Origin of the sequence: Rhodococcus sp. MH15, from assembly GCF_019266045.1 — a bacterium.
In the GTDB taxonomy this organism is placed as follows: domain Bacteria; phylum Actinomycetota; class Actinomycetes; order Mycobacteriales; family Mycobacteriaceae; genus Rhodococcus_F; species Rhodococcus_F qingshengii.
Genome location: NZ_LPNP01000050.1, coordinates 15,935 through 27,879 on the forward strand (window position 1 = coordinate 15,935; position 11,945 = coordinate 27,879).

General features: G+C 65.8%; 10 protein-coding genes and 1 pseudogene. 4 read left to right on the top strand and 7 right to left on the bottom strand.

What is annotated here, in order from left to right:
* Window positions 1-36: 36 nt before the first annotated feature.
* A pseudogene (locus ATN37_RS01630) lies at window positions 37-1,127 on the top strand (Tn3 family transposase).
* Between the two features lie 53 nt (window positions 1,128-1,180).
* Complete coding sequence (locus ATN37_RS32305; RefSeq protein ID WP_256933096.1) at window positions 1,181-1,312, top strand: hypothetical protein; 132 nt, start codon at window positions 1,181-1,183, stop codon at window positions 1,310-1,312.
* A gap of 536 nt (window positions 1,313-1,848) precedes the next feature.
* Here the strand turns inward: ATN37_RS32305 and ATN37_RS01635 are convergent.
* The 4 genes from ATN37_RS01635 to ATN37_RS01650 form a co-directional block, all read right to left on the bottom strand.
* Complete coding sequence (locus tag ATN37_RS01635; protein ID WP_058036836.1) at window positions 1,849-3,183, bottom strand: CdaR family transcriptional regulator; 1,335 nt, start codon at window positions 3,181-3,183, stop codon at window positions 1,849-1,851.
* Window positions 3,180-4,595, bottom strand: a complete 1,416-nt coding sequence (locus ATN37_RS01640) for an NAD(P)/FAD-dependent oxidoreductase (RefSeq protein ID WP_058036835.1) — start codon at window positions 4,593-4,595, stop codon at window positions 3,180-3,182. Before ATN37_RS01640 ends, ATN37_RS01635 begins: the two co-directional genes overlap by 4 nt.
* 4 nt (window positions 4,596-4,599) lie before the next feature.
* On the bottom strand, window positions 4,600-6,411 hold the full coding sequence (locus ATN37_RS01645) for a DUF3556 domain-containing protein (RefSeq protein ID WP_058036850.1): 1,812 nt from the start codon (window positions 6,409-6,411) through the stop codon (window positions 4,600-4,602).
* A 146-nt stretch (window positions 6,412-6,557) separates the two neighbouring features.
* The gene (locus ATN37_RS01650) at window positions 6,558-8,015 is read right to left on the bottom strand and encodes a class I adenylate-forming enzyme family protein (RefSeq protein WP_058036834.1); all 1,458 of its coding nucleotides are present in this window, start codon (window positions 8,013-8,015) and stop codon (window positions 6,558-6,560) included.
* 781 nt (window positions 8,016-8,796) lie between these two features.
* Between ATN37_RS01650 and ATN37_RS01655 the strand changes: the two genes are divergently transcribed.
* The gene (locus ATN37_RS01655; RefSeq protein ID WP_058036849.1) at window positions 8,797-9,351 is read left to right on the top strand and encodes a recombinase family protein; all 555 of its coding nucleotides are present in this window, start codon (window positions 8,797-8,799) and stop codon (window positions 9,349-9,351) included.
* Window positions 9,352-9,461: 110 nt separating this feature from the next.
* Complete coding sequence (locus ATN37_RS01660) at window positions 9,462-9,869, top strand: hypothetical protein (protein WP_058036833.1); 408 nt, start codon at window positions 9,462-9,464, stop codon at window positions 9,867-9,869.
* Window positions 9,870-9,899: 30 nt separating this feature from the next.
* On the opposite strand, the gene ATN37_RS01665 is transcribed toward ATN37_RS01660, so the two are convergent.
* From ATN37_RS01665 to ATN37_RS01675, 3 genes are all read right to left on the bottom strand, one after another.
* Window positions 9,900-10,238: a hypothetical protein gene (locus ATN37_RS01665; RefSeq protein WP_253741089.1), complete on the bottom strand. Its 339-nt coding sequence runs from the start codon at window positions 10,236-10,238 to the stop codon at window positions 9,900-9,902.
* Window positions 10,238-11,035, bottom strand: coding sequence for a hypothetical protein (locus ATN37_RS01670; protein WP_058036831.1), 798 nt, complete (start codon window positions 11,033-11,035; stop codon window positions 10,238-10,240). Before ATN37_RS01670 ends, ATN37_RS01665 begins: the two co-directional genes overlap by 1 nt.
* A 189-nt stretch (window positions 11,036-11,224) precedes the next feature.
* Window positions 11,225-11,917, bottom strand: coding sequence for a hypothetical protein (locus ATN37_RS01675; protein WP_253741095.1), 693 nt, complete (start codon window positions 11,915-11,917; stop codon window positions 11,225-11,227).
* Window positions 11,918-11,945 lie beyond the last annotated feature (28 nt).

Consider the following 11,945-nt stretch of genomic DNA (forward strand, 5'->3'; position numbering starts at 1 on the left):
GGTCCACGTTCGCCCCGCCGGTCCGTACCGAGGCACATGCGCGGCCAGGTCTCCGCCCACGAGCTCTACACCGCGGGCAACAAGCACTCCACCGCCGACAAAGTGCACCGATGCTCGGCGGATGTGATCAACGCGTTCACCACCCTGGACGTGGCCGGGATGTGGGGCGACGGGCAGATCGTCGCCGTCGACGGCTCGCAGATCGACACCTGGGAGAACAACCTGCTCGCCGAGTCCCACATTCGCTACGGCGGCTACGGGGGTTTGGCGATGCGGTTCGTGTCCGACTCCTACATCGCGCTGTTCTCCCATTTCGTGCCGTGTGGGGCGTGGGAGGCCGTGTATATCGTCGATGGGTTGCTGCGCAACGAGTCCGACGTCCAACCGGACACCATCCACGCGACACCCAGGGGCAGTCTCTGCCGGTGTTCGGGCTCGCCGCGCTGCTCGGGTTCGAGCTGCTGCCGCGCATCCGCAACTGGCACGATCTCAACTTCTACCGGCCTACGGCTGCGACCCGCTACGGGCACATCGACAGCCTGTTCGGTGACAACGCCATCGACTGGGGCCTGATCGAGCGGCACTGGACCGACTTGCTGCGGACCAGCATCTCCATTCGCGAAGGGCGAGTGTCGTCGGTGACGCTGCTGCGGAGGCTCGGGAACCACTCGCACAAGAACCGCCTGTACCGGGCGCTGCGCGAACTGGGCCGTGTCATCAGGACCGTGACGCTGCTGCGCTACCTCTCCGAACCCGGGCTGCGGGAGCAAATCACGGCGGTCACGAACAAGGCCGAGGCGTTCCACGGCTACTCGGAATGGCTGATGATCGGCGGTAAGCTGATCGGCCACAACGACCCCGACCACCAGGAGCGGGTAGTCAAGTTCAACGAGTTGCTGGCCAACTGTGCGATCTACTCGACCGCATTGGACATCACCGACGTCGCCAACGGCCTCGCCGCCGAGGGCTATCCCGTCGACACCGACGATCTGGCCACCATCACCCCGTACATCCAGCACACCATCCGCCGCATGGGCGACCTAGTGCTCAACCTGTCCCCACCCGAACAAGCGCCGGTCACCCGGCTCGACCTGGAACCGCGAGTGCTGTTCGGATCACGCGCGTGATCGGCCCCAGCGTCTGTATATAGGCCGGCACGGGCGAAGAGTACCCGCACGGCATGGGTTCGATGCACTTCGCCGTGCTCGGCGTCGCCGCCCAGCTCGACGGCGACTACATCCGAGAGAAGACCCTGAAGTCCAGCAGGCCGCTGCCGACTGCGGCAACCACGGCCGACCGGATACTTGCCTGATAATCAGCGCTCGAGCCACATCTAAATGACGTAAAGCTTTGCACAACAATCTATCTCCCGGTTTCGCCGACACGCCGGAGACGGGAATGGTGGGTGAACCTCCGGCTGAACATGCAGGTCATCGATGTTCGAGAATCAACTCGCTATCTGTTCCTTGAGGGGCAAATGATTCCTGTGAGGTTCCTGAGCGTCATGAGTTAGGTTACAAGAAGCGAGCGGGCCCGCCGCTGACCGAAGTCCCCTCACAGAGACAGGTGTCAGATGGCCAGAACCACGAAGTACCTGAATTTGTCACGCCCGAAACGTGCTTCACCAGCAAGAACGTTCCGCTCAAGATGCCGCAAACCCTCGCCGCTCTCGCACTCCCGGCGCTGGGCATGCCGGCGGACCAGGCCGCGGGGAATCGTCAACTCGATCTGACCGGCGGCACTCAGGCTCGACTGACCTCGATGACCTGGGATGTCCTGCAATCCCGCCGCAGGGCATCGCAGGTCAAGCCCCATCCCCTTCCGGACATGCGCTATAGCCGGTGGCTCTCATTCCCGCGCGGGAGATGATGCGCCGGCTGTCCCGGGCCGGCTCTCGGGCACGAGTACGACTGAGCCGAGGACGCGGCACAGGGCCAGCGCGAGTTGCGTGTCGAGTGGCTTGTCGGCGACGCCGCGGCCCAGTTGCAGCGAGGCTTTCTCCAGCCGGTAGCGGATCGAGTTGCGGTGGAGCATGAGCTGCGACGCCGTCGCTGAGTAGCTGAACGCGGACTCGAGGAACACGCGTACGGTGTCACGCTGACGAGCGGCGGCGTCGGAGTCGACCGCCAACTCCCCCAGCACATCGTGAACCCAGGCGCGGGTGGCGGGGAGGTCGTCGATGAGTCGGGAGATCACCGGGATCCCCTCGTCCGCATAGGAGGTCACGCGCGCGGTCGGGTCACTTGTGACGTGCGCGATCCGCGACGCCTGGTGCGCCTGGGACCGGCTTGCGCGGAATCCGGCCGGTCCGAACCCAGGTGAACCGAATGCGAGGCGGGACCCCCCTGCAGAAGCTACCACCGAGTCAAAAGCACGGGTGTCGACGCGGTGCACGCCACCAAACCACACGTCCGCCTCGCGCCGACCGGTCACTACCACGAGTGGATCGTCGCGACCTCCAAGCATCGCGCGGACCTGGTCGATGAGAGGGGCGAGCGCGGGGGTATGCGCGGGCTGGTCGGCGCGATCGTCGACCCACACTCGGCATGCCACGTGTACCTGGTCGAGCCGGTATTTGGTGGCAGCGGAGAACTCTCTAGGGGACACGTCCTCGGCCTCGAGGACACGATTGACCCAGGTGAAAGTGGTGCGCGCAGCCCGCTCGTGGGAGGACCGCTGCTCCTCCTGATATGTGGCAATCACCTGGCGCGTGATCGCGTCGATGTATTGGTACAGCCAGCCCGCCAGGTGACGGTAGAGCGACGGCTGCTCGTGAGGCGGATAGTCAATCTCCTGCACCTGGTCGAAGATGCGAGCCAGCAAATAGTGGGATCCCACGTGATAGGCACGACGCAATGAAGACTCGGGAACGTCCTGCCGCGCGAGCTCCTCGGCGTACCGGTGCGCATGCAGCAACGAAGGCAGGTCGGACACCTCTTTGGAGTGCGCAAGCTGATCGATCATGACCTCGACATTGTCCGTAACGCTGGAGTGGAGAGCGTCACGCATCGCCCGGTCGTCGAGCTCACCGACCGCAGCCGCGATCTCGGCGGTCATCCCGTGACTGATCGCATCGGTCTCTCGCTGGAGGCGCTCCCCGATCTTCCTGGTGAGTTCACGGAGCCGCTCGAGATTCTGCGGATCCACGCTGAGCTTGCCGGGAAGGCTCCAAGACTCAGTCATCGCGCCAGGTCTGCCAGCGCGGCGCGGGCGGCGTTCCAGCCGGCCATGCCGTGCGCACCTGCTCCGGGTGGGGCGGCGGCCGAGCAGAGGTAGGCGCCGGGGACGCCGGTGGCATACGGCTGCAGAGTCACGCGCGGACGGAACACCAACTGCCGGGCCGTATTCGCACCGGTGATAATGTCGCCGCCCACGTAGTTGGGATTGGCTTGCTCGATCTGCGCCACCGACCGCGAACGCGTCGACAGGATCCGCGCTCGGAAGCCCGGAGCGTACCGCTCGATCTGCGCGGTGATGATCTCGGTGGCGTCGCCGCTCCAACCCGACGGCACGTGGGCGTAGACGTCGACGGGATGCACCCCGTCCGATGCACGCCCAGTGTCCGCGACGGACTGCTGCCCCACCAACACGAATGGCCGATCGGGCATCACGCCGCGCACCACGTCGCGTTCGGCGGCGGCGATCTCTTCGAAGTTCCCGCCCACGTGCACGGTCCCCGCACGCCGGGAGGGTTCGTACTCCCATGGGATGCCGCCCTCGACGGCATACGACACCTGGAATGCGCCGGGCCCGTGCCGGAACCGGCTGTAGGCGCGGGCGATCCGCGGGGGCTGCGCAGAGCCCAACACCGATGCAGCTGCGGCGGGCGCGGTGTTGAGCATGAGGATGTCGGGCCGGCCCAGCTCGCGGTGGTCGCGCACCAGGGCTCCGGTCTCCACCCGTCCGCCGTACGACTCGAGCGCCGAGACCATCGCCCGCGAGATCGCAGCCGAGCCCCCGCGCGCGACCGGCCAACCGTAGCGGTGCGCCGCGGTCCCCAGCGCCACGCCGATCGCCGACGACATCACCGAACCGAACGGCCGGAACGCGTGCGCTGCCACCCCGCCGAACAGGGCCCGCGCCCCATCGGTCCGCCAGCGCCGCGCGAGCACGGTGGCCGGCAACGCTGCATGGACACCGAACCAGCCCAGGGCGAAGGGGTGGCGGGGCACGTGCACCATCGGTTGGAGGAATTCGCCCACGATGTCGTGGAAATGCGCGGAGAGGGGACCGAACATCCGGCGGTACGAGGAACCGTCACCGCCGAGCCTCGCGGCGGTCTCTTCGACGGACCGCACCACCGCGGCCCCCCGCCCGCCGTGGAGCGGGTGCGCGTACTGGACCTCGGGCCACAGCCACTCGAGACCGTGCGCGGCGAGGTCGAACTGTCGGCTGAATCCGGTATCCAACGCGAGCGGGTGGAAGCCGGAGCAGTGGTCGTGGAGGAGTCCGGGCAACGTCACCTCGCCGGACCGGGTGCCGCCGCCGGGGGAGTCGGACGCTTCCAGAACGGTCACGTCCACTCCCTCGGCGGCGAGTGTCAGAGCGGCGGCTAGGCCGTTGGGCCCGCTACCGACGACGACGGCGGTGGTCATCAGTTCAGCCTGCCACCTCTGGTATGGGATCCCTACTGGCCCCTGCGGGAACATAGTCGGGATCGCGCCAGGTGACGGTGTAGTTGATCGGCCCGTTGGGCAGCCACGGCTGCTCTGCGAGCGCGTCCTTCACCACGTAGTAGCCGGTCTCGACCACACCGAGCGACGCGTCGATCACCTTGTACTCGAGGGTTTTCTTGTGCAGTGGCTGCGACTCGGTCCAGACGGTGATGAACTCGCCGGGCTCGAAGTGGCACCGCTTCTGGATGGCGGCGATGGTGAAGGGGTTGAACAGGTGCCCGTCGCCGAACTGCCAGCCCACGAAGAACGTGCACATCATCTCGCCCTCGCGAAACCGGTAATTGTCCAGGTCGTCGAGGTGATCCATCATCAGCGACATATGGCCCCGTCCTTGAGAATTCAAGAGCCGGAAGGCGGCGGTCTTCTGGAGGAAGATCTCGGCGGCTTCAGGCCCGAACAGGCTGGACAGCTGGTGCTTGTGCGAGGTGATCTCGGTGATGAAGTCGGGGCTATCCAGCTTGGCCTCGCAGCCGTTGTTCCGGAACGCCATGGTGGCGGACGACCAGTTGCCGGCGTACTGACGCATGGACAGCAGGAACGAGATCAGGTCGGGTCGGAAGTTGCCTACGATCGGCAGGGTGAGGGTCAAGACCGCGGCCGCCACCACGATCCAGGGATTGCTCGCGTCCCACACGGCGTAGCCGTCGCCGGCGAAGAAGCCGAGGAACACGAACGGGGAGAGGAAGCCGAAGTAGAGGTTCCATTCCTGCGGCATGGCCACGGCGAACATCGAGTAGATGAAGGCATGGAAGCACGTCATGAACGCTGCGGCGAGCACTGCCACCACCCAGTTGGTGGTGAAGAGCAGGACTATCGGCACCAGGAACTCGACGACCGTGCCGAGGACGTGTGCGCAGAACCAGGCGAGACGGGAGGGCAGCAAGTCCTCGGGCACGTTGCGGTAGAGCGCGCGTCGCAGGGTCTTGGACTTGTTGATCGGCGAATTGGTGAGCATAGTCTGCACGGTGGGCGTGAAGTGATGCCCGATCTTGGACAGGAACGCGCCCCACCAGACGGCGAAGATCGCGATCTTGGCTACCACGATCATGTCCACGTGCCCGGCGGCGTAGTTGGTCAGGACACCAAAGGCGAGCAGCATCACGGAGTACTGCTCGGGGCGGGAGGCCAGGAAGGCAACCTTGTCCCGCAGTCCCATGAACAGCTGAAAGGCGATAAAGGCGATGAAGGGCCACATCGGCAGGAGGCCGGGCTCACTGTAGGCGGCGGCGGTCTGCTGGCCGGGCAACACCAGGCCCGCGACGAGGGAGGCGAGCATCCCGAGGTACAGCCACACGTCGATGGCCTTGCGCTCGTCACCGCCGGTCAGCGGGATCTTGCCGGGCCAGGGCGGGAGCCGCAGGGTACCGGTGCGGATCCAGTAGCGGTACCCGGCAGTGTTGGGTGTGAACTTGAACGCCAGCGGGCCCCACGATTCGTTGAAGCCGGTGGCAGACCAGAGCACCACCCACAGCATGGACTTCTGTAGGACGATCATCTCGCCCCACCAGGCGCCCAGGTCGAGCAGCGGCAAGCCGGGAGTGGTGAGGCCGATGAGAAGCCAGCCGGCGATGATGAAGAACAGGCCCTTGACCAGGTACAACGAGTGCATGATCTTGGGGGCGCCGAAGCCATAGTCCACCCAGTGCAGGCAGAGCAGCTTCATCCGCTCCATGGTCGGTATCTTTTCAAATTCTGCCGGGTCCACGTCGGGAACGTCGGCTTGGCGAAAACCCATGACTCCTCCTGGGGCGAGTTGAGTGGTGCGTTTGGGCACGAAGAAACGAAAATCGACGATCGTCGACTGTCGATATGAGAAAAGAAGGGACGGAAGGGACACGGGGAGGTCGTACGACGACGGAGTGGCCTCGCCCTCGCGCGAGGTCAGCCGACGAGCGCCTTGCGCAGTCCGGGCTTGTCGATCTTCCCCACGGGGTTCTTGGGGAGTTCGGTCACGATGTCCACGGCGACGGGCACCTTGACCCGTGTGAGCAGGTTGCGACAGTGCTCGATCACGGTCTCGGGAGTCAGTGAGGCGTCCGGGTACGGGACCACAAACGCGACAGGCACTTCTCCCATCACGTCGTCAGGTCTGCCGATCACGGCCACTTCGAGCACACCGGGCAGACTGCCGATCGCGTTCTCGATCTCCTTGGGGTAGAGGTTCTCTCCCCCGCGGATGATCATGTCCTTGATGCGGTCCACCAGGGTCAGGTAGCCGTCAGAGTCGAGCACGCCCACGTCGCCGGTGCGGACCCAGCCGTCGACGATGGTCTTCTCGGTAGCCTCGGGGTTCCCGAGGTAGCCGGCCATCACGACGGGTCCGGTGATCAGCACCTCGCCGGTCTCGCCGGTGGGCACGTCGCGCAGCTCGTCGTCGACCACCCGGATGCTTTGACCGGGAAGGGATGGGCCGACCGTGCCGATCTTGCGGAGGCCGACGAGGGGGTTGATGGCGGATGCGCAGGTGGCTTCGGTGAGGCCGTAGCCCTCCAGCAGCGGGGCTCCGAGCATCTCCTCGGAGGCCTGGAGCAGTTCGCGGGTGGCGGGGGCGGCGCCGCAGATGGCGAAGCGCAGCGAGGACAGGTCGGTGTCGCGTTCGGCGGCCTTGGTCACCAGGAGCGCGAAGATGGTGGGGACGCCCGAGAAGTAGGAGGGGCGGTGCTTCTCGACGGCGTGGAAGAAGGTGTCTGGAGAAAACTTGCCCACCACGGTCAGTTGGGCGCCCACGCGCAGGGACGCGAGGAGGCTCACCATGAGCGCATTTGCGTGGAACAGCGGGAGGATGAGAAGGCAGTGGTCACTGGTGGTGAGCGCCATCACCTCGACGATCGAAGCCGTCATGGCATCGGCGTTGCCATGTGTGATCATGACGCCCTTGGGTCGGCCTGTGGAGCCGCTCGTGTAGATCACCAGGGCCATGTCGCTGTCTGCGAGTTCGACCGGTGCAGGCACCTCCCCGGTGGAATGTTCGGCGAGGTCGTCCACGGCGATTGTTGGCTTGCCGCCGGTGGGGGCGCCGGGACCGGCGTTCACGACCAGCGTGGCGCCGGCATCGGCGATCTGATGGGTGGCCTCCTGTTCGGTGAAATTTGGGTTGACCGGAGTCACGGCGGCGCCAAGGCGCCAGGCGGCAAAGATGGCGACGACAAGCTCGCTGCGGTTGGGCAGCATCACGGCCACAACGTCGCCACGACCCACATCTCGTCCGGCGAACTGGGCGGCAACGGCGGCCACCCTCGCGTCGAGTTGCTCGAATGAGAACTCGCGGAGGTCGTCTCGGATCGCGGGTGCAGACCCGAACGGCTCAGCCAGCAGCCAAGGGAGGTAAGCCGGTGCCATGTGCACTCCTGTGCAGTAGATGGATGTATGTGACTTGGAACACTACGGCGGGCTACTGCGCAATACATTGGCTGCGATGACGAACTTCATAGGAGCAGTAGTGCACGGTGCACAATTAAGGCGAGACCCCCGAACGCCTCCGCCCCGCCGGTGTGCACCTGTGGTCGCGATAGCAGCCATTACTGCCCTGGCGGCTCGCCGGCATCCATAGTTCGTCGCAACCACGGCGAACCTCGTCGCACTCAGCGCGAAAAAGCCGGCCCCGCGCCGCAGTATCTACGACGAACTCCTAGGTCCGACGGGGGGCGTTTGCAAGTTGCGGGTCGTTTTGCAGGTTTGCAGGGTGCCTGCAAGGGCGGGTGTGGAGGTGGTGGGCGTCCCGTCGGCTGGGTGCGTCTGGACCGTGCCTTGTCCGGGGATGCTGCAAACACGTCTTTTCGTTTGCGACCCCGGGGTCGGGGCGGTAGCTCCCTGCGGTTGTCGACCGGGACGGGTACCGCCGGGTCGGTCTTCCCTATCGGGGTGGTCGTTGCGCCGGTTGTGGTCGATCCTGGAGGCTGCCTGGGGTGTGTGGGAGAGCGAAACAAATTGGGGGAGGCTATGCGGCGACCGGTACGTCCGGCGGTCCGCCCGGTGTGTCGGGTTGGGGTGCACCCCAACACCACGCCGAACCCGCCAGAGAACTGCGTCAGAAAAGAGTCTGATCGCGTATTGATTGGCACCTGTTAGTCAGGGTCATAGATTCCAACCTGACATGTTCGTCCGTCCGAAGGAGTTGGTGATGCGCGTCGGGTACATCCGGGTCAGCGCTGTCGACCAACACACCGACCGCCAGCTCAATGGCATCCAGGTCGATCGCGAGTTCACCGACCAAGCCTCGGGCAAGGACGTCGCCCGCCCCCAGCTCGACGAACTGCTCCGATTCGTCCGCGCCGGCGACACCGTACTCGTGCATTCGATGGACCGACTCGCCCGCAACCTCGACGACCTGCGGCGAATCGTGCGCAGCCTGACCGACAAGGGCGTACGGGTCGAGTTCATCACCGAGCAGCTCACGTTCACCGGCGACGATTCACCGATGGCGAACCTGCTGCTGTCGGTGATGGGCGCGTTCGCCGAATTCGAGCGCGCGCTGATCCGGGAACGCCAGGCCGAAGGCATTGCCAAGGCGAAGGATCGCGGGGTGTACAAGGGCCGCAAGAAGTCCCTCAACCCCGACCAGGTGCTCGCCCTGGTCGACCGCGCCGCCAGCGGGGAAGCAAAGACCGTGCTAGCCAAGGAATTCAGGATCAGCCGCGAAACCGTCTACGCCTACCTGCGGGCCGCGCCCACGTAGTCCCTCATCCCGCCTGACCAGCACCTACAGCGGGCCGTGGCCCCTTTCCGGCGTATTCGGTTCCTACCCCAACCAGTCTGTTCACCGGCCCGCGCCGTCGCCAGGTCGCGGTGTCCGTCGCACTTGCTCTCGTTGGGTTGCTGAGCACGGGATGCTCGGAAGAAGAAGCACCAACAGTTGATGACCCGGCGGCAATCTGCCTGCAGTTCGAGGGCTCAGGAGTGGCCGCCCACAACGGCTGCGAGGCAATCGAATCCGGTGACTTGAGCGACCTGGCGTCGACGGTCTACCAGTTCTCTCTCCGTAGGGTTCCGGCCGAGCACGGACTGATCCTGCAGTTCACGAGCGAAGATGAGCTCGACCTGACATTCAACAAGTTCAAGAACTCTGGCTTTATCGACAGTCCGTACGTCTACGTGAACCGTGAGGCGCTGCTCTTCGTGTGGGTCAGTAGCGCGATGCCGAACGACCAAAGCGAGTCGGTCGCGTACTTCGTCGCTCGGGCCGTCAACTACTAGCGCGGTGCGCCGACTCCCGGTCGACGGGCGTCATTGGCTAGGGGAAGGCGGTTCGCTGATCGCGTCGGCGGTAACGATCATGTCGAGTTCGAGGCTGTTCCTGCCCGCAGCGTCGGTGACATACACGGTGATAGCAGCTAACCACTGCCCGTCGTGAATTTGAAACCAATGCGTCTGCAGCGCCGGCCGCACACCCGACAGATACACCGACGAACTCTTCACCCGCATGCTGACGTAATCAGCGCGTGCCGCTCCCCCACGGCCGAGCGGCAACGCCTTGCCGATGTCCACCTGGACTGCCCGCGGCGGATCGAAAGTCCTGATGACTGGGTGCTCCGGCCATCGCTCGGTCCAGTCGTCGGTGTTCATCACAGCGCAGCCCGCAGCGGAGCGGCGCCGGTGGCGTGCACCTCGGGGACCGTTCGCCAGGCCACCGAACCGGAATCGCTGCGAATCTCAGTGCGGAGTGTGCGCCGTTGAAATCCCTTGCCGGCGGCCGCAACGTCGAGCTGCACACCAGTGACGCGGCCATGGCCTTCGCCGAGACCGGAGTATCCGGCGACCTGCGACTCGAGGCGCAGATCCACCCCGTCCCAGCGCCCCTCGCTGACCAGCAAGACCGCACCCTTCGATCGGGCCCTGGCCACGACCGCCCGCGCCCTCGACGGCGTGACGGCTGCTCCGGACAGTCCGAGTACGACGAGGTCGACCCCGTCGAGGAGAATCGCCGCGACCTCGACCGCGGAGCCTTTCGGTTCGGGCACCAGCGCAATCTTGGAGAGGTCCGCGCCTTGCTCAACCGCGGCGAGCAGGCTCAAATCCGGCATTCCGATCACTGCTGCATGGGAACCGCCCGCGGTGACCGACGCGAGAAGCCCCACCAGCAGCGACGCCGCCCCGGAAACGCTGGCAACGGTGCCGCGCGCGAGCCCTCCGCGCGGGAGGAGCTCCGCGATCGGCGAAGGCACGGGCAGCGTTCGTAGCGCGGTTTGAGCGCTGGCAACGATCGGTGTCGGCTCGGCGATGGACCGGAGCATGACCGCAGACATGGCTGGCTCTCCCCCGTCGGATCGGGCCGGTATCGACGCCATCTTCCGGCGCAGCTGTTCGAGCGTTTCCGCCTTACTGGGCGCGGCCGCTGCACGTGTCAGGGGCAGTTCGCTCATGCTTGCCCTCCGTGAACCCGATCCGTCTTCGCGATCGAGTGTACTCGAACACTAGTTCGATAGGCGGGCCGGATCACCCAGCGGCAATCTTCCACCGCAGGTCAGAGCCCAGCTGCGGCCGCGGGCCGCCGCATCCGCCGGCACCGACCCCGGCCCGCCAGCGGCCGCACGACTCGACAGCACTTCTGGCTATTCGGGGATCCAACTCAAGCCCCGGTCCCCGATGAGGGCGGTCTTCCCGGCCGGTGCACCACCGGCGTACTGGTGCAGCGCCGTACGGGCACGGGTGACCGCGCGGCCGAGTGCATCGACCGTGTCGCCGAGTGCTTCGACGCTGGCCTCGCCCATTGCCAGGGCGACGGAGTCGCCCTCGGTGTCGTACAGACCGACAGTCCAGAGCGTGATCGCTGTGTCAGTGGTCAGCGCCGGTTCGCCGTTGGTGGTGGTGAGGAGGTAGATCGACCGGCCGTCGGGTGCATGCAGTTCGCCAGTGAGGGCGTAGCAGTTGCCACCGGTCAAGGCCACCTCGGGATCGGCGATGCCGACCGCGGCCAACCGAGTCAACTCACGGTCGTAGATCTCCTCGAAGACGCCGTAGCCCCGGTAGTCGAGTACCTCGGCCGTCTCCCCCTCGGTGACCGGTTCGTGCTCACGTCGTTCGATCTTCGCGCGTGCGTCGCGTTCTGCGTAGTTGTCCGGTGGCGGCGACCGCGTCGTCGTTTTCCCGATAGTCGTACGTATCCACGAGTAACCTTCCGCTCGGATCCGGGCACCTGCCGCGCCCTGTCCGCGCCGGTGTGCAGCGTGCGCCGCGACTTGTAGAGCGGGTCGTCCCTGAACCCACGGTGCCCGTGGATCGCGAGTTGGACCCGGCGCCGGCACCTGTCGAGGGCGTCACCGGCCAGGCGCA

Bases quoted from the DNA above. Each gene is read 5' to 3' on its own strand.
- ATN37_RS01665 (WP_253741089.1), bottom strand. From the start codon at position 10,238: ATGAACACCGACGACTGGACCGAGCGATGGCCGGAGCACCCAGTCATC.
- ATN37_RS01670 (WP_058036831.1), bottom strand. From the start codon at position 11,035: ATGAGCGAACTGCCCCTGACACGTGCAGCGGCCGCGCCCAGTAAGGCG.
- ATN37_RS01650 (WP_058036834.1), bottom strand. From the start codon at position 8,015: ATGGCACCGGCTTACCTCCCTTGGCTGCTGGCTGAGCCGTTCGGGTCT.
- ATN37_RS01640 (WP_058036835.1), bottom strand. From the start codon at position 4,595: ATGACCACCGCCGTCGTCGTCGGTAGCGGGCCCAACGGCCTAGCCGCC.
- ATN37_RS01645 (WP_058036850.1), bottom strand. From the start codon at position 6,411: ATGGGTTTTCGCCAAGCCGACGTTCCCGACGTGGACCCGGCAGAATTT.
- ATN37_RS01635 (WP_058036836.1), bottom strand. From the start codon at position 3,183: ATGACTGAGTCTTGGAGCCTTCCCGGCAAGCTCAGCGTGGATCCGCAG.
- ATN37_RS32305 (WP_256933096.1), top strand. From the start codon at position 1,181: ATGGGTTCGATGCACTTCGCCGTGCTCGGCGTCGCCGCCCAGCTCGAC.
- ATN37_RS01655 (WP_058036849.1), top strand. From the start codon at position 8,797: ATGCGCGTCGGGTACATCCGGGTCAGCGCTGTCGACCAACACACCGAC.